This window comes from Microcoleus sp. Pol1C5 (assembly GCF_036701115.1).
Taxonomy (GTDB): domain Bacteria; phylum Cyanobacteriota; class Cyanobacteriia; order Cyanobacteriales; family Microcoleaceae; genus Microcoleus.
Genome location: NZ_JAUBQE010000014.1, coordinates 74,683 through 93,103, shown reverse-complemented (window position 1 = coordinate 93,103; position 18,421 = coordinate 74,683). Strand labels below are relative to the sequence as shown.

The following is an 18,421-nucleotide window of genomic DNA, read 5'->3' as shown; positions in this document are numbered from 1 at the left end:
TCGGATTGGAGAGTTTAGATTGAAGACTTGCTATGCAGGCAGTTGAGTTCGATCGAGATTCTATCCCAACTGTTCTTCAAATCTAAAATCTAAAATCTAAAATCTAAAATCTAAAATCGATTGACAAAGGACAACTGACAATGGCTGAATCTTATTTGCTGGATAAATTGAAGTCGGTAGAGCAAACTTTTAATGAGTTGACTCGCCGCATGGCTGACCCGGATGTCGCTAGGGACAATCAAGAGTTTCAACGGGTAGCAAAAGCTCGATCGTCCTTGGAGGAAGTGGTCGATACTTTTGCTCTGTGGAAAACTACTCAGGAAGATTTGGTGGGCGCGCGACAGGTTCTCAAGGAAGCCGCGGGCGATCGAGATATGCAAGAAATGGCTGCGCTGGAAGTTCAGGAACTTGAGGCGAAGCTGGAGAATTTGGAAAGTCGTTTGAAGGTTTTGCTGCTCCCTCGCGACCCGAACGATGATAAGAATATTATGTTGGAAATTCGGGCGGGTACTGGCGGAGATGAGGCTAGTATTTGGGCTGGAGATTTGCTGCGACTGTATTCCCGTTACGCTCAAACTCAAGGCTGGCAGGTGAAGTTGGTGAGCGAGTCGCTGGCGGAAATGGGCGGCTTTAAAGAGGTGATTCTGGAAATTACAGGCGACAGTGTTTACAGCAAGCTGAAGTTTGAGGCTGGGGTACACCGGGTGCAGCGGGTACCTGTGACTGAGGCTGGCGGCCGGGTGCATACTTCTACGGCGACGGTGGCTGTGATGCCGGAGGTTGATGATGTGGAGATTCACATCGATCCGAAGGATATTGAGATGAGCACGGCTCGATCGGGCGGCGCTGGCGGTCAAAACGTGAACAAGGTGGAAACTGCTGCGGATTTGTTTCACAAGCCGACGGGAATTCGGATTTTCTGTACTGAGGAGCGCAGTCAGTTGCAGAATAAGGAGCGGGCGATGCAGATTTTGCGGGCTAAGCTCTATGAGATGAAGTTGCGGGAACAGCAGGATGAGGTGAAGTCCCGGCGTTTAGCTCAGGTTGGTACTGGTTCGCGATCGGAGAAGATTCGCACTTACAACTATAAGGACAATCGGGCTACGGACCACCGTTTGGGGGAGAATTTCTCGCTCAATAGTGTTTTGGAAGGGGATATTGAGGGGATTATTCAAACTTGCATTTCTCAGGATCAGCAGGAACGTTTGGCTGAGTTGGCTGCTTCTACTAATTGATGGAGTGATGGGGGACTAGGCGCATTGTTTGCTCAGCCTCAGTTCCCTTGTTACGCGGGAGATATGGTTGAGTAGGGCTTCTCACATTGCATCGGCGATCGCCACTGGATATTTGATATGTTCGAGGTCGTATTGTACAATGACTTCTAGGGGTGCTAGAATTTGCTGGTTTCGACAACTGGCAATTGCTGCGATCGCCTCTTGTTCCCATCTGGCAAATAGTCTGTAGCTGAAAAAAGAACTGCATTTTTGTCCTTTCTTGTTCAGGTAAACAACTATTACCTGATGTTGTTTGGGGTAGACTTTGACTATGCGGTTGACGGGCATTCTCAAGGCTTCGGCTGCTTCTATTTTGGAGATTTGCCAGCATTGGGGTTTGAGCCAACCGGAGGCTGTAAGGCTTTGACGGGTGCGGCTTGTCTTGCTAGTTTTTTGAGTGCGTCTGTTGGTCATTGGTATTGCTCCCCAATCTGCTTTCACTAAAATTAAAGTTTTAAATATATTTAAAATCCTATCTGCTAAAAGTTCTGCTGTCAAGCAAGACAGACAAATTTGTTGGTAGACAAGTAAACTAGGAGTTGTGGTTATCTGGTGACTGATACTGTGGACGCAGAAGCTAGGAAAAAACTGAGTGAGGTTGTTAAATTAGCGCGGGGCTCGATGAGTCTGACTGCTTTTGGCAAGCTGTTGGGAGTTTCTGCTGCTTCTGTCTTGTATTGGGAAAAGGGGCAGGTACTTCCAGATACCAAAAATTTGACTCAGATTGCGACAAGAGCAGGATTTACGATGGAAGAGCTCATGGCTCATCTTGAAGGCAAGCCGGTGCAGGAACCTGTAGATACTAACGATCTGCTTAAAAAAATTCAATGTATACCAATTAGTGAGTTAGCCGTGGTTGGTAGAGCCGTGATGGATAGACTCGCGGCGGCGGCTGAGTCGTCTGGGAAATATAGTTGATGTATCACTTCGTAAGTAGACTGGTAGATACGGTTGAGTAACCTTCGAGTCGTGAACATCCAAAATAGACAAAAACTTAGTGAAATCATCAAAACAGCGCGCGGAACAATGAGTCAGCGAGCGTTTGGTAAGCTTTTGGGCGTTTCCGCTACCGCTGTTCAGCTTTGGGAAAGGGGCGATACGGTTCCTGATACTGAAAACTTGGCTAAGCTCGCTGCAAGAGCTGGTTATTCGCTGGAAGAGTTTCTCAGCTTTTTGGATGGCAATCCAGTCTCGCAAGCCCCAGAAATTAAAAATATTGTCAAAAAAATTCAGTTTTTGCCTCTGAGTCAGGTGGCGCTAATTGGCAAAGCTGTAGCGGATAGATTCGCTGCATCGGCTGAAGCTGCTGGGAAATGAGTATTAGATAAATTTATCTGTAAACTAGGAGTTGTGTTTATCTGACGAGTAATACTGTGGACGCCGAAGCTAGGAAAAAATTGAGCGAAGTTGTGAAGCTAGCGCGTAGCGACCTGAGTTTTAGCGCTTTTGGTAGGTTATTGGGAGTCTTTGGGGCTGCTGTTCAGTATTGGGAAAAAGGACAGGTTATCCCCGATATGGTGGCGGATGTACGCGGATAAATGTTGACAGGAGGTAGGGAGAGGGTGTGAGAGAAAGTATTTAAGCGGGATTTGGTATTACTTAACAATCGCCCTATCTAAGCTTGTTTTTCTTAAGTCTACTCTAGCTAAATTTACACCTCTTAAATCAGCACCTGTTAAGCAAACATTGCTTAAATCTGCATAACTCAGATCTGCACCTTTGAGATTAGCATCAGATAAATTTGCTCCTGATAAGTTCGCCCTCACAAGTTGCGATCCACTCAAATTGCTGCCACTCAAATTTGCTGCTGGCATCTGTGCTGCCATTAAGTTTGCTTTGCTTAAATTAGTGCCGCTGAGGTTAGCCAAATTTAATTTAGCATAACTCAAATCAATGTTTTCCAAGCAAAGTTCGCTCAATTGCGCGCATCGCAAGTTAGCATTAATAAAAAACCTGTCTCCAATCGCATAACGGCGCAAAAATTCGTCAACTTCCAGCCGAATTAAAACGGGTTCGCAAGTATTTTGGTAGCACCAGGATGTCTCCAGCAAACTGGCGGCTGCTTCAATTGCTACCTTGTCGCATTTAGGGAGCACCAAACTATTGCACCCATCCCACTCACCGTTGAGCATGAATGCCATCTCAGAAGCTGCTGCACTTGAGTCGCATAGCAAAACGGTTTCGGGTTTGGGTTGCAGCCCATTCATTAAGATGATCAAGCTGTTGTTTTTCACTGTTGATTCAGGATTTGTGCGTCTTTCTTAATTATAGGTAAAAATATTGAAAACAGTATGCACAAATTCGCTGCGGCTTCAGAGAATGAATTAATTGTGTTTGGTGCAGCCAGACCAGGATACCGCGATGCAGAAATTGCTCGGTGGATTGAATTTATGCAGCGGCATAATATCAAGCAAGTTTGCTGCTTGCTTGCTCAGACGCAACTCATCCGCTACACTGATTTACTGGGAACATATAGGAAAATATTTGGGTGCGATCGAGTTTGCTGGGCACCGATTCCAGACTTTGAATTGGTCGATCGCGATATTTTAATCGATCGAATATTGCCGTTTTTGGAATCTGCAAATAGCAAAGGCGAACGGGTTGTAGTTCACTGTTCTGGGGGGATCGGACGTACAGGACAGGTTTTGGCTGCTTGGTTGGTCAGCGGGCGGGGATTGTCTAACAAACAGGCGATCGCAGCAGTAAAAAAAACTGGCAGAAATCCCTATGAAGCAGCGATCGTAGCTTGTTTGAAAGGTCGAAACCCCTGGCTAGTCGTTGAAAAAGTTAATGCTCTCTTAGATGATTGTCGCCTTGCGAGAAATGATATATAGCACTATAGCAACTATATATATGTCCCAATTGCGTAAGTCCTAAAAGATTTAAAAGACTCGGCTTCCTGCGATCGAACTCAGGCATCGGCTAAATGGGTATTTTGGCTCTCACCGTTAGCCAATCCGCTGGCGTTTTTGCGAAGATTAGAGAACAAATAACGCAGTTATAGCAGCGCAAGATCCTTGAAGCAACGGCGCGTTAACTCGATTCTTGCAGATGCGTCATTTTCGTTGCGGATGTCAATGTTTGTAGCAAAAAAGTAAACGTTTTTATCTTTTTCTAAATAACCTACATACCAGCCAATTTGAGACTTTGTTTGTTCTCCAAAGTTTGCCCAGCCTGTCTTTGCCCTAATTGTGTAATCGGGAGTTTTTTCAACAATTATGATGTCTTTAACTAGAGACAGCGATCGCTCGGAAAAGGGTAAGTCGTTTTTGTAGAGACGGCGGAGAAATTGAATTTGCTCGTTGGGTGTGATTCGCAGTTCTCCCTCTAACCAGAATTTGTCAATATCGTCTTTGTTACCGATTTTTTGGTTGCCATAACCGACTTTAGCTACCCCTTTTTGCATTTGCTCGTGTCCGACTCGGCGGGCGAGAACTTGGTAAAACCAAACGGCGGAAAGTTTTATGGCTTCTCTCATATTCAAGTCTCGATTCCATGCGGGAATTTGCCTTTGAATTCCATCCCAAGTTAGAACGGCAATCTCATCTGAAATCACCCCTGTTTCTAAGGAAATCAGAGAGTTGACAATCTTAAATGTAGATGCAGGTAAAAAAGCTGTGGCGTTACGCTGCGGGTTGTGTTGATAAAGCCGATCGCTATTCAAATCGTAAATCGCGATCGAGCCTTCCACTCCTAGCTCTTGAAAGTGCCGTCCAAAATTAATTGTCTGAGCCAAATCTCCTCCGCTAGGTGAAGATTTTGGCACTAGAGGCGGCATGGTTAAGGCTGATTGCGGCGGCTGAACTAAAACTGAAATAGTGCAGCCTAATACAATTAAAATAACAGCGATCGCACGATATATTCTGTTCATAAACTTCAATAATTTAGCCAAATCACAGTTAGTAATGTTACAGGGGCATCGACTTGCAAGGTGCGTCAGACTGAGGCTGTGTACAAAACAATTAGAGTTTGCTGCTGAGGCACCCTACAATATATGTGCTCATTGCCTAAATCCTTAACTATAAAACTGCCATAAAAGTTAAGGCGACCAAGCAGCTTAACTGAATCGCTAAGCTCAATAGTCGAAACTTGGGATCGAGGCCAGCGATGTGAATCACTGAATGTACCAGCCGAAATAAGATGTACACAACAATCAGCAAATCTACTGCTGTTCCTGATACACCCCTAACGGTTAGAAGAAAAACAATTCCTAAATACAAAGGCAGGTTTTCTATCAAGTTGGATTGTACTCGAAATAGTCGCCAAAGCAAGCTGTCATCGTTCTGTGTGCCGAAATCTTTTACAGATCCACCCGCAGATAGATGCCGAATCCTGACTGTCAGCAGCATGACAACAACTGCGATCGTCCACAAAATGAAAATTGCTAAACCCCAGAGAGGGAAAGTCATATTTGTCGGTTCACTGTGCATCATCTTTCTACCTTGCGAAACTGCGGTTAAGACTTTAGAAAAGTTATATCAAATCCTGTAGCATGGGAATTGTCAAATCCAGCCAACAGTCAACGCTCACCGACAGTGTAACCGGAATTGATCTAATTCATCTGTATTAATCTGTCCTCATCTGCGGTTAAAAAAAGAGAATGTATAAACCGCAGATGACAAGAGATTGACGCAGATTCACGCAGAGGTCGAGAGGTGGAGAAGAGAGATATGAATAATTCGGATATTCTGAGTGTTTTCCGAAATGGATAGAGCCCCTACCAAGCTCAAAGCAGCATCTAACCGACAAGCTGACGCTAACTAGAGTGCGATCGCATCTCCTGAGTGTCAATTCCCGCCGCTAGCAACCGAGCGTTTACAGATGGTTTTCGGCAAGACGATCGCACCATTGTATCGAGCAGATGTTCGATCGCACTCGGTAAACTCTGGCAAAAACCAGTGTGTACGCGTGATGTCTGAACGATCGTGCTGCGGGGTGCTACGAGCCAGTGAAAGCGCTCTCTGTGGGGAAGTTGACCGATCGCACCAGATTCCTTGCCGCCTGCACAAATGATGGGAATGACTGCTAGGTGATTGCGAATCATTTCCAGATCCAACGTTGAGTCGATCGCCATCAAGCGCTGTTCATCTATTTCGATACGGGCATCGAGGAATTTTTTCGTACCGCAGGAAACGATCGCCCCCACATTGATAAACTCCTCGCGCTCAACTTTGGGAACGACACGGATAATGGCGTAATCATAAAGAAATCGATCTGGCACTAATCGCTTCCTCCAAAAAAATATGTGGTGATTCTAGCCGATTTAGCAGGTACTCAATATAAGCATTGCGATGTTGGTTGCTATCGCTGAAAGGAGAATCTCCCACCAGCCAAGCATCAGGAATTAGTTTAATGATATTGTGAATGATGTCAGGGGTTAGCGTTTGAGTCATCTTTGAATTTGCCGCTTCCAGGGTGCTGGCAAAACGCAGCAGAACGTGGTCTTTGATTGGGGGGAAACGATCGCGGCTGCGCGAGAGATAATCTTTCCAGGTGTGGTGGAAGTAGAGGGCCGCACCGTGATCGATCAGCCAAAGCCGGCGGTGCCATACGAGCATATTTGCATTGCGCGGCGTGCGATCGATGTTAGTCACAAAAGCATCGAACCAGACGATTTCTGAGGCCAAATCCGCATCGGACTTCCCCGCTATCGGGTCAAAAGTGATGGAGCCCGGGAGATAGTCGAGGGCGAGGTTGAGGCCAGCACTGGCTCGGATCAAGTCTTGAATTTCCGGGTCAGGCTCAGTGCGAGCCAGTTCGGGATCGAGTTCAACAAAGACGAGTTCGGGGATTGGGAGTCCGGAAGCGCGAGCAATCTCTCCCGCCACTAGCTCCGCGATCAGAGATTTGGCTCCCTGGCCGGCACCGCGAAATTTGAGCACGTACATACCGTCATCATCTGCTTCGACGATCGCCGGCAGCGATCCGCCCTCGCGCAAGGGAGTGACATACCTGGTAGCAATGACTGTTCGCAAGCTGGGACTCATGCTATTTTCGATTTGAGATTTGAGATTTTCGATGGGAAATCACTCATTTTATGAGGGTTTGGAGCGCGGACTTACAGTTGGATTCTTTCTTTTAACTGGGACTGATGTTAAGTAGTCTCTAATTATTTTTGCATTTGTTGGCTATTGCAGGCGATCGAAATCGAGATTTCAAGGGTTGGGCGATCGGCTACAAAGCCTTCAATTACCGCATCGGCACGCTGAGGGAGTATTTCGTGTTTCCCAATGCCAAGCTTGTTCTGAATGATTTGTACGGGATGGAACCCAAAATGCTGTCGGCTGTTGAGGTAGATGTCACAGGATTAAGAGTTTTTTGAGCCTATTATGAACAGCCTTCTATATACTCAACTTCAGGAAGTTTACCCGAACGGAACCTATCTACACGATTTTTGCTAGTCTCAAAAATTATGCGGTAGTTTTTGTCAGCGGCATCTTTAGGTACAAAAGTTAGATATTTTCCATTGTCAGGTGGGCGGCTTACATAAGGGTGAGGCGTTGCTTTAATTTGCCCAGGATATAAAGATAAAATTCGGTTTTCATTATCCCCGATTCTAGCTCCTTTGATGGTGGTGATGAGCTTGCTGCTAATATCCACTCTGGCAATGCGACCGTTTGTTATCATAAAGCTAATTCCTTTTGGCTCTCCTTTTGGTTGGACGTAGGAACACAGGTATTCGTCAATACCACCACTCCCACTTCTAATTAATCTAATCCCACCTGCTTTTGACGCTTCATCAACTGTCATACGTACCCGAATTGGCCCTATTCCATTAATTGCTAGTTTCGAGCGCTCTGTTAGTTTCGATTGAGCGCTAACTGATGTTACCAAAATCAAAAAAATGACTGCTGTGCCAATTAGTAGTGCGACCAACTTTGAACTGTTTAACTTTCCCATTGAGTGCTCTTCCTCGTTGATATCTGTAAATATTTATTTAATTCTGCTGTTATCTGAATATCCTTCGCCAGTCTACTGATTTATTGTGTACTTGTTCGCGGGAAATAGTCGCCTGACTTTTGCTCGCTCGATTCTCCCCTTGGGCCTTAGAAACCCGTTTTTAGGTTGCGGGATGCCGCCCCTATCTTACAGCGCAGACACAATCAATGGTGGTATTTTCGCAGGGCTTTTCTCCGCGTCCAAGAATCCCCAAGCTATATTTGTTTGTACGCGATCTTCCCAACGCAAAGAGCTTGTTCATCCTCCCATCCAATTGTGCGACTCAGTGATGCAGGTTTGTTTGAGTTATAGCTTTTCTGGGCGAAACAACCAACTGAAAAGAGATGTTGGCTCAATTATCCCAGCTAGTGCAGAGGTTAGAACAAAAGCCAGTGCTAGAATTGGTAAGAAAGCAGAGAGTTTGTGCGAGTTTTTATTCACAGTTAACATAAGTTCGGGAAGGAAGCGACTGTCAACCTTGGCGGATTCTCTTGTCACCATGACTAATGTATTACCAAACTTGTTGCCGATCGCCACCAACACCCCAATTATGGGATAACCCAACCCAAATCCCAACACCCGCGCCATGCCCCAAATCTCGAAGAGTGCGTAGGCGTGAGCCGGGGCGGAGCCATCGCTGCCTCTTGTATGCCCGCAACCCACACCTCTTAAGTGGCGTTCACCCAGTTAGCCTCAAATTAACAGCCGTTTTGTGCAGATGTCCGCTCAATACCCCACTAAAAATGATGAAAGAAGACACTATCGAAATTGTTGGTTTTCACGCACATATTTACTTCAACCCAGATAATCGCGATGTTGCAGCGCGTGTACGCGAAGGATTGACTCAGTTTGAGGTGCAACTAGGGCGTTGGCATGACAAACCCATCGGCCCCCACTCCCAAGCCATGTATCAAATTGCATTTTTACCCTCGCAATTTGGGAAAGTCGTTCCTTGGTTAATGCTGCATCGCGAGGGGTTAGATATTCTCGTCCATCCCGAAACAGGCGATGATCTAGCAGACCATACGAAACATTCTTTGTGGCTGGGAGAAAAACTAGAGCTGAATCTCGAAGTTCTGCGGCCTAGAACAGCCAACGCGAGTTTCTGAGCGATTACTCCGTAAAAAGTAGCAGTTATTTTGTCATCACCGTGAGCTCCCATGCCAACGCTCTGGTTGCGAACACCCGATCGATTGGGATGCAGTACCCCAAGCTTTAGATCGGGATATGGCGCTAAAAGCTATGGTTTTTTATGGCAGTTCTTCCCGATACAAAGGTCTTTTCTGGGAAGTCTTAAAAAGAAAAGCTCTTCTACCAAGTAAAGTATAGCTACCAGAGAATTTCAAATAGCTAGTTTTGATGGTGCACCTGAGTTGAGGATACATCGATTCATCCCGCTTTCCGAGGTGGACTAAGCATAAAGTTTTTGTAACGATTCCCTACCTAATGATGTTGCATAGCAAAGTTGGAACGATGCTAAAGATTGCGCGATTGCTGCCGTAGTAGCTCTAGGCATTGCAGCTATTTGTTGAGCGGGAGCGGGTGCACTCCCTAGTTTTTGGGCAATGTTTGGCGGTTGTATGCCCGCTAAAGGAATTAACCTGACGAGTGATGCCGTTAATTTGAGGTTTGAGACAAATCATGGCAGTTGGGGGTAAGCTAACCTTCATTCGTTAACTTGCTTTGGAGTTCAATTAACGTATCACGTAGTTAAGTCATTATAGATAGCCGTTGGCTATTGGTAATTGCCCGACTTAGTAATAAGCCGGGCGCTCATCAAGCTGTCCGACGGTATGAGTTAGAAGCGTCTAGGCTACCACTGCTCAATCTTCAACAATGGCGTTGTTGAATGTAACTGTGATGTCAGCATAATCTCCGCCCTCATCATCATTATTAACCCTTTCAGAATGGGAAGCATTCTTACCGCGCGGAACCAAAACAACAAAATCTCTCTGGCCATCTAGATCGCCTGTACTTTCGCTGGTTCCTTCAAAAAGTTTAGCAGTTCCATTGACTCGGACATCTCCATTATCCAAGGCCTGAGCGACTAAAGTAAGTTCAACGCGGCACTCTCCTCCCCATCGACACTCGAGAGAGAGAACATTTTGAGGTACGGAATCAGAGAGGATAGTTTCCCGAACGAGAGAGGCATTGCCATATTCATTCGACCCGAATGTCTCATCATCAACTCCAGAAATATAACCCGATGCGGTTAATCGCCTTGCCATGACTAATCTCCTTAATTTACAGCAGATTCCACATTTATGAAGTATACCCGCCTATAGTTAGCTCGCCGTAGGGACACGGCAGTGCAGTGTCCCTACACTTCACAAACCTGGAATACGCTGTAACTCTATGTGCTTTCTATCGAAATTTCTTTTACTCAACAGAGTAATAAACCACCACTCGCTCTACACCATTAATCCTAAACCTGCATCCATTTACTTTGTTAGGCTAAGTAAATCAGGAAAAAATAGAAAACTCAGAAAAGGTTTTTAGCTCACAATAGTTGTAGCGATCGCCAAATAAGCGTATCGTTAGTGTAGTATCGCGGTTGGATTTCGTGACGGGAATGTACGAAACAAAGCGTTCTCTGAAGCTGGCACAAAAGCTAGAAATATCGAGTTTATGCTGCCAAGTCGGACAAATAGGGCTTACAAGCGAACTCATTCAGATTTAGGAACTACTAAGCTTAGGAACTACTAAGCGTTTTTTATTAATGCGCCTAAAAGAATGGTCAATCTTTGCCGCTCATTAAGTACGGTTTTCGACAAAACTTTTTAGCTTAGAAGCGTTCCTCACTGCATTTCCCTCTCCGTCGTTGTTGAAGTAGACGAACACACTTCGCCCCTGACTTTCCCACTCATGGATGCGATCGGCCCACCAATGCAAATCATCATCCGAGTAGGAGCCACCGTAGAGATTGTTGGCGTCGGGGCCGTGGAGGCGCACATAGACGACTGACCCCGTTGCGCGCAGAATACACGGAAGGTTAGCCCCGCTCATCACGCAGTAAGCCGCTCCAGAGCGTTCCAGCAGCGAAAATACCTCTTCTGTGTGCCAGCTTGGGTGTCGGAATTCGACAGTTACTTTGATCCAGCGCGGCACCTGTTCTAGAAAGTAGGCTAGGCGGACCGAGTCGCAGCCAAACTGGGGAGGGAGTTGGACGAGCAGAATACCCAATCGTGAACCCAAGCATTGAAGTCCCTCACTCATCCGTTCCAACCACTTTTCGGGCGAGTAAAGACGCTTAGAGTGCGTTAGACCACGCGGCGCTTTTACCGTCATCAGAAATCCTTGGGGGAGGCGCTCTCGCCAGTTAGCGAAGGTAGTGTTTGGTGGCCAGCGGTAGTAGGTGCTATTAACTTCGACGGTTTGATAGTGCTGGATATAGCAATCTAGCCTAGAGCGCGGCGGTAGGTGGTGGGGATAAAGCACACCTTCCCAGTGGTCGTAACTCCAACCTGAAGTGCCAATATGAACACTCATCGCCTTTTTACTCCAATGCAGATTGTGTTTGTGTTTGAATTTAAGTTTAGTCGGCTGTCATCGCTACCGCACTCTATCAATCAGGTGACAATAGAGAGAGCAAGTTGAACTCTTAAGGGATCTTTTAAACGCTGAGCCTGACTTTACTGCTTTGGGCGATCGTTTCAGGCTTTTCTCTGTTGATTTTTTTGGGCTGGTTATGCAGATTTTCAGCATGAGTAATTAGCCGCTTGAGTTAGTCATATCCTAGATCTAATAGCCTTGTGGCTTATGAGAAATTTTTCTCTATATGTTCCCCAAGTTGACTCATGAAAGTGAAGCGACAATTCTTTGATAATATGGAAGCGATCGCACTCATAGTTAAATTGTTGGAGAGGTCTAATAGGGGAGAGCCTCTCACTTTTGGATGAAGCCAAGCTAGAAATTGGAGTTAGGACTTAGGAGCTAGGAGCCTGGAAACAGGAGTCAGGAGGCAGAAGAAGTATTTTTACAAATATGAGATGCTCCCTAATAGGGAAAGCGCCGATGCAACGCAGATGGTTTTCAATATAGGAGAGTGAATGCCTATCATTCAAATTTAATGACTGATGACTGATGACTAAAAGGACACAACAATGTTGTGTCCCTACGGAATTTTGCCAAATCTTGCTTTGAGACAGTCATTAGTCATCAGTCATTAATCAACTAATAACTCATGACTAACCACTAATCAGTTGTACTAACGTGGTCGATTCTCTCTAATTGCCAGAGAATTTGGTTGCCTTCGCGCCGCACCCGCGAAACTACCCAATTTCGCCAAACCCAGTTGTCTCCACGACTGGTGACAGCGCTGGCATTTACATCCATCAAATCAGCCAGTTCAGAACTGGTAATCAAGTAGCCTTTCGTCGCAACCTCGTCGGCGATGTGCAACGTTTCGATCAGATTGCGGAGGTCTTGAACCCTCACCTCGCGGGGCAAGTTCTCCAGGGTATCGGCAGTTGAATCCATCATGGTAGAGTGGGAGATCGGAAGGTCAGAAGTTATGACATAGGATTCTATCGTTTTGTTACCAGTTGTGTCCGTTTCTTCCCAAACAATTGTGTTTTCCGAACCTAGGGGCGATGTGACCGCGCTGACAAAAGTGTCCGCCTGAGTCTCGCCTACAGTTGGTTTGCGCTGTTGCAGTTCGGGAGTGAGATTGTGCGAGAAACTGCGGGCGATTTCATCGCATCTGTCGTTGTAGAAGTCCCCGGAGTGGCCGCGGACGTGTTCCCACTTGATTTGCCGGGAATTCAGCTTGTCTAGCAGATGCCAGAGGTCTTGGTTGACAACATCTTTTCCGGTTGAGGTTTTCCAGCCCTTATTTTTCCAGCCTTGAATCCATTTAGTGATGCCGTTTTTAACGTATTCGCTATCGGTGTAAACGGTGACTGGTTCGGTTTGACCGGAATTCGCAAAAAATTCCAGCGCAGCGACGGCGGCCTGCATTTCCATGCGGTTGTTAGTAGTTTGGGGTTCTCCACCCCCAAGTTCGTGACAGTTGCCGTCGGCGAAACAAACTACTGCACCCCAGCCACCTGGGCCTGGGTTGCCGGAACAAGCGCCGTCTGTGTAGAGGCTTTTGATTTTGGGAGTTGTCATGAGCGAATTAATTTGTTATTTAGGGGTAAGTTGTTTGCAAGTGCGATAATTAAGGCAATTGAGATAGTTTTAGTTACTGCTATGAAAAATGCCAACTTAAAGATTAAAAAGGTTGCGCTATTTATTTGTCCGTTTTCTTTGTTAATTTTTAATACTTTCGCGCAAGCACAGCCCATAGTGCCTGCTGCTGACGGTACGGGTACTGTTGTCACCCCCAGCGGCAACCGCTATGATATCAACGGTGGCAGTTTGTCGGGAGACGGCGCGAATCTTTTTCACAGTTTTGGGCAGTTCGGCTTGAATGAAGGTCAAATTGCTAATTTTCTGACAAATTCGGCTATTCAAAATATATTAGCTCGAATTGCTGGCGGGGACGCTTCGCTAATTAACGGTTTAATTACTGTCACGGGCGGCAATTCTAATCTGTTTCTAATTAATCCTGCGGGGATTGTGTTTGGCCCGAACGCGAGTTTGAATGTGCCGGCGGCTTTTACTGCAACTACTGCTACTGGTGTCGGTTTTGGTTCTAATTGGTTTAATGCTGCGGGTACAAATAATTTTAGCGCCTTGGTGGGTACGCCAAATGCTTTTAATTTTGGTGCGGGTGTACCGGGAAGTATTGTTAATGCTGGCAATTTAGCTGTGACTCCGGGGCAAAATTTGGCTTTGCTTGGCGGTACGGTTGTTAGTACCGGGCAGTTGTCGGCTCCGGGCGGGCAAATTACTGTTGCTGCGGTTCCGGGATCTCAGGTTTTGCGAATTAGTCAGCCAGGGCATCTGTTGAGTTTGGAAATAGCAACTGGTGGGAATGTTGGTAATTCTCAACAGACTTTGAATCCTATTTCTTTGCCGCAGTTGCTGACAGGTACGGGGCAAGATCAGGCGGCTGGTGTTGCGGTTGCTGATGACGGTTCTGTAAGGCTTGTGGGTTCTGGTTTGCAGGTGAATTCTGGGGATGTGGCGATTGCTGCTAATGTGTCTGGGCTTCCGCAGTTGAATGCGGGAAGTGCGAATTTATGGGCTGCAGAAAATCTCACGTTAGCGGGTGCTAGGCTGCAAATTACGGGGAATTTGAGTTTGCTGGGTGGGGATGCGGTGCGGGTCAGGGACAGCGCCCAGAATCCTTTTTTGGCGCAGGCTGGGGGGAATTTATACATTCAAGCCGATCGCACTATTGATATTCTCACTCAAAATGCGATCGGCGGCTCATCTCTTCCCCCGCAATTCCAAAGCGGTGGCAATTTGAGTTTGGTTAGCAACGGTATTATTTCGGGGGATTCTCACTTTGTTTCGAGGGGCAATTTCTCGGTGCGGAATTTGTCAGGAATGCCGGGAAATTTCGTGAGTTTATTTGACCCGATTATCAGTTCGGAAGGAGATGTTTTATTGGGAGATTATACTGGTGTTTCGCTGAAAGTCGAGGCGAAGGGGAGCATTGTTGCCGAGGATATTACAATTACCGGCCCTGATATTGCATTGGGTAGGGAAAATGTGAATCCCGACGATCCAGATATTGCTATTTTAACCAGCAGTCCCGCATTAATTTTGCGGGCGGGAGTGGCAAATTTGCTAAATCCTGTTAGTAACAGTTTAGGTGAAGATTCAATTTTTACAAATCCAATTTTATCAAACAATTTGATTTCAGTTGAAAATATTTCAGCAGGTGGGCCGGTAATTTTGTCAGCGCTGGGAAATATCGCAACTAGAGATATTAATGGCGGTCAAATTAGTCTAGAAAGTAGGGAAGCAGAAGTGCTAGTTGGGGGCAGATTAACGTCTAGTTCGACAATTAATATTCAAGCTAATGACAATATTATCTTGACAAGTGACATTTCTCGTGCTGATATCAACGGCAGTATTAGTCTGAATACTGTTCGGGGTAATATCGTCACAGGCTCGATCGATACTGGGACTTCCGGGGCGATCGAACTTAGAGCTTTTGGCAATGTGAATTTTGGGACTTTGCAGGGTTCTAAAGTTGATATTACCAGTAACTCCGGAGCATTGGGAGTTTTGACTGATGCCAATCTCATTGTTCCTAATACTATACCAGTCAATATTACAGCAACCGAGAATATCAATTTGACAGCTTTTAGGGACTTAACGGTTGGCAATCTAACCGCTGCGACTGTCAGTGCTAGCAGCAGCAATGGGAGTGTTAATACGGGTGCGATCGCTACTTCGGGAGATGTCAGAATTGTAGCCGGACAGGACATCAGCACAGGGGCAATAACTGTTAATCCTGTCGCCACAAATCCAGTTAATCCCATCATTCCCGTAGTCAATCTGGACGCCATAAATAATATTAGTGTTGATTCGATCAATGCTCCGGAGGCTACGATTGCTTTGAGAGCGACCAGCAACTTAAATTCAGGGAGTTTGCTGGGGGGATCAGTGGAACTCAAGAGCGATCGCGGAAATATTGCGATCGGTAATACTACATCTATTGGAAATATTAATATAATAGGATCGGGAAATGTAAATTCGGGGGATTTGCTGGGAACAAGAGTTAATGTAAATAGCTCTTCGGGAAGTATGGATATTGGAAGCGCTACAGCAACCGAAAATACTGTCAATTTAACAGCACCGCTGGATGTCAATTCAGGGGATTTGCGAGGAGTTGGAGTTAATGTAACTAGCAATTCTGGAAGTATTAATATTGGCAATACGGATGCTACAACAGGAAATGTCAATTTAACTGCACCGCTGGATGTGAATTCAGGGGAGTTACAGGGAGTTGCAGTTGATGTCGCTAGCACCAGGGGAACCGTCAGCACTGGTAATATAAGTGCTGTTGAAAGTGTCGGAATTTTAGCTGGCAACGAAATCCGAATTGGGCGAATAAATGTTAATCCTGTTGTTAGGGCCGATCGCACTTCTACAGTAAATCTTAACGCTCAAAATGATATTAGTGTTGCATCGATCGATGCTCCGGGCAGTAATGTTGAAGTTGCAACTCCGGCTTTAGTGCGAGTGACGGGTAGTTTTGACCAAAACGGCACTCCTGTTAGCATCTCGACTCTTGGCGACACTCAACCCGGTACAGTTACGATCCGCCACGGCGGCGGCGATGCCACTCCGCCGACGCCTTTTGCGGTGGGAGATGCGACGACTAACGGTACTGCTGGGGCGATCGCCAGTAATCCTGTGGGTACGATTACTCAGGGCCGATCTTTCATAAATTCTTACACTCAAGGCAATAGTGCGATCGTCACGACAAATCAACCCGGTACAAATCAACCCGGTACAAATCAACCCGGTACAAATCAACCCGGTACAAATCAACCCGGTACAAATCAACCCGGTATAAATCAACCCGGTACAAATCAACCCGGTATAAATCAACCCGGTACAAATCCTCCCGGTACAAATCCTCCCGGTACAAATCCTCCGCCACTATCGCCAAGCGGTAGATTTCCATTAGATAGAAACCGGGTTTTTCCCGATCGCAACCAACCCTTTAGTCGCGAACAGCGGCAGAACCAAAACAGAATATCGCGAGATATAGGAAAACCCGGACAAAGGATGCCCCCCGAAAGAATGCACTCTCCCAGAGAAATGAGAAATTTCCTCAATTCAAATATCAGAGATTCAGTTATTCAGTCAGCATTTCGCGGTGACATCGGCAGGAATTTGGAAACCGGCAATGTATCGGCCGCTTTGTCTCTAGTGGATCAATCTTTCAGCCAAGAATTCGGGGAATATTTAGGCATCAACATCAGCGACGAGTTGGTATCCCCAGAGGAAATTAAAACAAAGTTAGCATCCGTGGGCGCACAAACCGGCACAAAACCCAGCTTAATTTATCTATTCTCACAGCCCGAAGAATTAAATTTAATGCTGATCACTTCTTGCGGTGAAGTGGTTCACAAAAGTGTGCCAGCTGCGAACCGGGCAGAACTGCTGAAAGTTGTCACTCAGTTCCGGGATGAGATTACCAAACCGGGGGTGCGGGCTACTACGAGTTATCTACCATCTTCCCAACAGCTTTATAAGTGGATCATTGCGCCTTTAGAGGACAGTTTGAAAAACTGCGAAACGGATACTATTTCCTTTGTTGTCGATCGAGGTTTGAGAGGTATGCCTTTTGCTGCTTTGCACGACGGACAGCAATTTTTGGTAGAAAAGTACAATCTCAGCCTGATGCCCAGCATTAATTTAACAGAGACTCGCTACGTCGATCTCAGAAATTCTCAAGTTTTAGCAATGGGTGCCTCGGAATTTTCCGAGTTGAATCCTTTGCCTGCAGTTCCTGCTGAAATAGCAGCTATTTCCCGAGAGTGGCCGGGAGTTAGTTTTCTGAATGAGGATTTCACTTTGGAGAATTTGAAGCGACAGCATCAAAGCCGGCCTTTTGGCATTATTCACTTAGCTACTCACGGCGAATTTCGACCTGGATCACCGAATAATTCTTTTATTCAGTTGTGGAATAGTCGGCTGCGACTGGATCAATTGCGGGATTTGAGATTGAATGATCCGCAGGTGAATATGTTAGTTTTAAGTGCTTGCCGGACTGCGGTGGGAGATGCACAGGCGGAGTTGGGTTTCGGGGGTTTGGCGCTGCAAGCGGGGGTGCAAACGGCTTTGGGAAGTTTGTGGTACGTGAGTGATGAAGGTACTTTGGGATTGATGAGTGAGTTTTACCAGCAGTTGAAGACGGCGCGAATTAAGGGGGCGGCGCTGCGACAAGCGCAAATTGCGATGTTGCGGGGAGATGTGCGTTTGGAGGGTGGCCGATTGCGGGGTTTGAGTCGGGGTGAGGGGGTGGAGTTGCCGGCTTCGCTGCAAGGGTTTGCGGATTTAAAGTTGTCGCATCCTTATTATTGGTCGGCTTTTGTGATGATTGGGAGTCCTTGGTGATTGGTGATTAGTGATTAAGTAAGTCGAGGGAAATATTTAGAAGTATGTAACGAAGGATTAAGTAACTTGATAGGAGTTAAATTGAACAGGTTCTGTAGTATACTTTCCTTTTTCTGCTCTAACTTCTACCCCATGAATTACAGCAGAAGCGAGCTCTAATTCATCCTCAAACATTTTTCCGGCTAGTTGATTTTTTTTGATATATTGCCACTGCCATTCAATTGGATTCATTTCTG

General features: G+C 46.1%; 20 protein-coding genes. 8 read left to right on the top strand and 12 right to left on the bottom strand.

Annotated elements, in window-relative coordinates; all coding sequences use genetic code 11:
• Positions 1-140: 140 nt before the first annotated feature.
• A complete protein-coding gene (gene prfA / locus QUA23_RS10440) occupies positions 141-1,235 on the top strand; it encodes a peptide chain release factor 1 (protein WP_333059813.1) in 1,095 nt (364 codons plus the stop codon).
• A gap of 81 nt (positions 1,236-1,316) precedes the next feature.
• Here the strand turns inward: prfA and QUA23_RS10435 are convergent, their stop codons facing one another.
• Positions 1,317-1,688 carry a hypothetical protein gene (locus QUA23_RS10435; RefSeq protein ID WP_333074738.1) on the bottom strand — a complete coding sequence of 124 codons (372 nt, stop codon included), beginning with the start codon at positions 1,686-1,688 and terminating at the stop codon, positions 1,317-1,319.
• 138 nt (positions 1,689-1,826) lie between these two features.
• Between QUA23_RS10435 and QUA23_RS10430 the strand changes: the two genes are divergently transcribed.
• The 3 genes from QUA23_RS10430 to QUA23_RS10420 all read left to right on the top strand — a co-directional run bounded on the left by QUA23_RS10430 (position 1,827) and on the right by QUA23_RS10420 (position 2,812).
• The gene (locus QUA23_RS10430) at positions 1,827-2,192 is read left to right on the top strand and encodes a helix-turn-helix domain-containing protein (protein WP_333074739.1); all 366 of its coding nucleotides are present in this window, start codon (positions 1,827-1,829) and stop codon (positions 2,190-2,192) included.
• A 108-nt stretch (positions 2,193-2,300) separates the two neighbouring features.
• Positions 2,301-2,591: a helix-turn-helix transcriptional regulator gene (locus tag QUA23_RS10425; RefSeq protein ID WP_333074741.1), complete on the top strand. Its 291-nt coding sequence runs from the start codon at positions 2,301-2,303 to the stop codon at positions 2,589-2,591.
• Positions 2,592-2,647: 56 nt separating this feature from the next.
• The gene (locus tag QUA23_RS10420) at positions 2,648-2,812 is read left to right on the top strand and encodes a hypothetical protein (protein ID WP_333074742.1); all 165 of its coding nucleotides are present in this window, start codon (positions 2,648-2,650) and stop codon (positions 2,810-2,812) included.
• Between the two features lie 57 nt (positions 2,813-2,869).
• On the opposite strand, the gene QUA23_RS10415 is transcribed toward QUA23_RS10420, so the two are convergent.
• Positions 2,870-3,508 carry a pentapeptide repeat-containing protein gene (locus QUA23_RS10415; protein ID WP_333074743.1) on the bottom strand — a complete coding sequence of 213 codons (639 nt, stop codon included), beginning with the start codon at positions 3,506-3,508 and terminating at the stop codon, positions 2,870-2,872.
• Between the two features lie 57 nt (positions 3,509-3,565).
• Here QUA23_RS10415 and QUA23_RS10410 point away from each other — a divergent pair, with 57 nt between their 5' ends.
• A complete protein-coding gene (locus tag QUA23_RS10410) occupies positions 3,566-4,108 on the top strand; it encodes a phosphatase domain-containing putative toxin (RefSeq protein WP_333074744.1) in 543 nt (180 codons plus the stop codon).
• Between the two features lie 164 nt (positions 4,109-4,272).
• On the opposite strand, the gene blaOXA is transcribed toward QUA23_RS10410, so the two are convergent.
• From blaOXA to QUA23_RS10390, 4 genes are all read right to left on the bottom strand, one after another.
• The gene (gene blaOXA, locus QUA23_RS10405; protein WP_333074746.1) at positions 4,273-5,145 is read right to left on the bottom strand and encodes a class D beta-lactamase; all 873 of its coding nucleotides are present in this window, start codon (positions 5,143-5,145) and stop codon (positions 4,273-4,275) included.
• 148 nt (positions 5,146-5,293) lie between these two features.
• On the bottom strand, positions 5,294-5,707 hold the full coding sequence (locus tag QUA23_RS10400) for an MAPEG family protein (RefSeq protein ID WP_333074747.1): 414 nt from the start codon (positions 5,705-5,707) through the stop codon (positions 5,294-5,296).
• Between the two features lie 323 nt (positions 5,708-6,030).
• Positions 6,031-6,495 carry a DUF3037 domain-containing protein gene (locus QUA23_RS10395; protein WP_333074748.1) on the bottom strand — a complete coding sequence of 155 codons (465 nt, stop codon included), beginning with the start codon at positions 6,493-6,495 and terminating at the stop codon, positions 6,031-6,033.
• Entirely contained in the window at positions 6,473-7,261 is a 789-nt protein-coding gene (locus QUA23_RS10390) for a HipA family kinase (protein ID WP_333074749.1), read from the bottom strand. The genes QUA23_RS10395 and QUA23_RS10390 overlap by 23 nt, the downstream gene beginning before the upstream one ends.
• 134 nt (positions 7,262-7,395) lie before the next feature.
• On the opposite strand from QUA23_RS10390, the gene QUA23_RS10385 reads away from it, so the two are divergent.
• The gene (locus QUA23_RS10385) at positions 7,396-7,596 is read left to right on the top strand and encodes a hypothetical protein (protein ID WP_333074751.1); all 201 of its coding nucleotides are present in this window, start codon (positions 7,396-7,398) and stop codon (positions 7,594-7,596) included.
• A 5-nt stretch (positions 7,597-7,601) separates the two neighbouring features.
• Here QUA23_RS10385 and QUA23_RS10380 read toward each other — a convergent pair whose 3' ends face one another.
• Positions 7,602-8,174 (bottom strand): hypothetical protein, encoded by a 573-nt coding sequence (locus QUA23_RS10380; protein WP_333074752.1) that lies wholly within the window; start codon positions 8,172-8,174, stop codon positions 7,602-7,604.
• A gap of 345 nt (positions 8,175-8,519) precedes the next feature.
• Positions 8,520-8,876 carry a hypothetical protein gene (locus QUA23_RS10375; protein ID WP_333074754.1) on the bottom strand — a complete coding sequence of 119 codons (357 nt, stop codon included), beginning with the start codon at positions 8,874-8,876 and terminating at the stop codon, positions 8,520-8,522.
• Positions 8,877-8,956: 80 nt separating this feature from the next.
• Between QUA23_RS10375 and QUA23_RS10370 the strand changes: the two genes are divergently transcribed.
• Positions 8,957-9,322: a DOPA 4,5-dioxygenase family protein gene (locus QUA23_RS10370; RefSeq protein WP_333074756.1), complete on the top strand. Its 366-nt coding sequence runs from the start codon at positions 8,957-8,959 to the stop codon at positions 9,320-9,322.
• 714 nt (positions 9,323-10,036) lie between these two features.
• On the opposite strand, the gene QUA23_RS10365 is transcribed toward QUA23_RS10370, so the two are convergent.
• The 3 genes from QUA23_RS10365 to rnhA all read right to left on the bottom strand — a co-directional run bounded on the left by QUA23_RS10365 (position 10,037) and on the right by rnhA (position 13,325).
• A complete protein-coding gene (locus tag QUA23_RS10365; protein WP_333074757.1) occupies positions 10,037-10,441 on the bottom strand; it encodes a hypothetical protein in 405 nt (134 codons plus the stop codon).
• 526 nt (positions 10,442-10,967) lie between these two features.
• Entirely contained in the window at positions 10,968-11,702 is a 735-nt protein-coding gene (locus tag QUA23_RS10360; RefSeq protein ID WP_333074758.1) for a DUF72 domain-containing protein, read from the bottom strand.
• A gap of 705 nt (positions 11,703-12,407) precedes the next feature.
• Positions 12,408-13,325, bottom strand: coding sequence for a ribonuclease HI (rnhA, locus tag QUA23_RS10355; RefSeq protein WP_333074759.1), 918 nt, complete (start codon positions 13,323-13,325; stop codon positions 12,408-12,410).
• 81 nt (positions 13,326-13,406) lie between these two features.
• Here rnhA and QUA23_RS10350 point away from each other — a divergent pair, with 81 nt between their 5' ends.
• Complete coding sequence (locus QUA23_RS10350; RefSeq protein ID WP_333110362.1) at positions 13,407-18,185, top strand: CHAT domain-containing protein; 4,779 nt, start codon at positions 13,407-13,409, stop codon at positions 18,183-18,185.
• Positions 18,186-18,242: 57 nt separating this feature from the next.
• Here the strand turns inward: QUA23_RS10350 and QUA23_RS10345 are convergent, their stop codons facing one another.
• A complete protein-coding gene (locus tag QUA23_RS10345) occupies positions 18,243-18,416 on the bottom strand; it encodes a hypothetical protein (protein WP_333074765.1) in 174 nt (57 codons plus the stop codon).
• Positions 18,417-18,421 lie beyond the last annotated feature (5 nt).

Excerpts from the sequence above, each read along its gene's own strand:
- prfA (WP_333059813.1), top strand. The coding sequence starts at position 141 with ATGGCTGAATCTTATTTGCTGGATAAATTGAAGTCGGTAGAGCAAACT.
- QUA23_RS10435 (WP_333074738.1), bottom strand. The coding sequence starts at position 1,688 with ATGACCAACAGACGCACTCAAAAAACTAGCAAGACAAGCCGCACCCGT.
- QUA23_RS10425 (WP_333074741.1), top strand. The coding sequence starts at position 2,301 with ATGAGTCAGCGAGCGTTTGGTAAGCTTTTGGGCGTTTCCGCTACCGCT.
- QUA23_RS10410 (WP_333074744.1), top strand. The coding sequence starts at position 3,566 with ATGCACAAATTCGCTGCGGCTTCAGAGAATGAATTAATTGTGTTTGGT.
- blaOXA (WP_333074746.1), bottom strand. The coding sequence starts at position 5,145 with ATGAACAGAATATATCGTGCGATCGCTGTTATTTTAATTGTATTAGGC.
- QUA23_RS10400 (WP_333074747.1), bottom strand. The coding sequence starts at position 5,707 with ATGATGCACAGTGAACCGACAAATATGACTTTCCCTCTCTGGGGTTTA.
- QUA23_RS10390 (WP_333074749.1), bottom strand. The coding sequence starts at position 7,261 with ATGAGTCCCAGCTTGCGAACAGTCATTGCTACCAGGTATGTCACTCCC.
- QUA23_RS10380 (WP_333074752.1), bottom strand. The coding sequence starts at position 8,174 with ATGGGAAAGTTAAACAGTTCAAAGTTGGTCGCACTACTAATTGGCACA.
- QUA23_RS10370 (WP_333074756.1), top strand. The coding sequence starts at position 8,957 with ATGATGAAAGAAGACACTATCGAAATTGTTGGTTTTCACGCACATATT.
- QUA23_RS10365 (WP_333074757.1), bottom strand. The coding sequence starts at position 10,441 with ATGGCAAGGCGATTAACCGCATCGGGTTATATTTCTGGAGTTGATGAT.
- QUA23_RS10360 (WP_333074758.1), bottom strand. The coding sequence starts at position 11,702 with ATGAGTGTTCATATTGGCACTTCAGGTTGGAGTTACGACCACTGGGAA.
- rnhA (WP_333074759.1), bottom strand. The coding sequence starts at position 13,325 with ATGACAACTCCCAAAATCAAAAGCCTCTACACAGACGGCGCTTGTTCC.
- QUA23_RS10350 (WP_333110362.1), top strand. The coding sequence starts at position 13,407 with ATGAAAAATGCCAACTTAAAGATTAAAAAGGTTGCGCTATTTATTTGT.
- QUA23_RS10345 (WP_333074765.1), bottom strand. The coding sequence starts at position 18,416 with ATGAATCCAATTGAATGGCAGTGGCAATATATCAAAAAAAATCAACTA.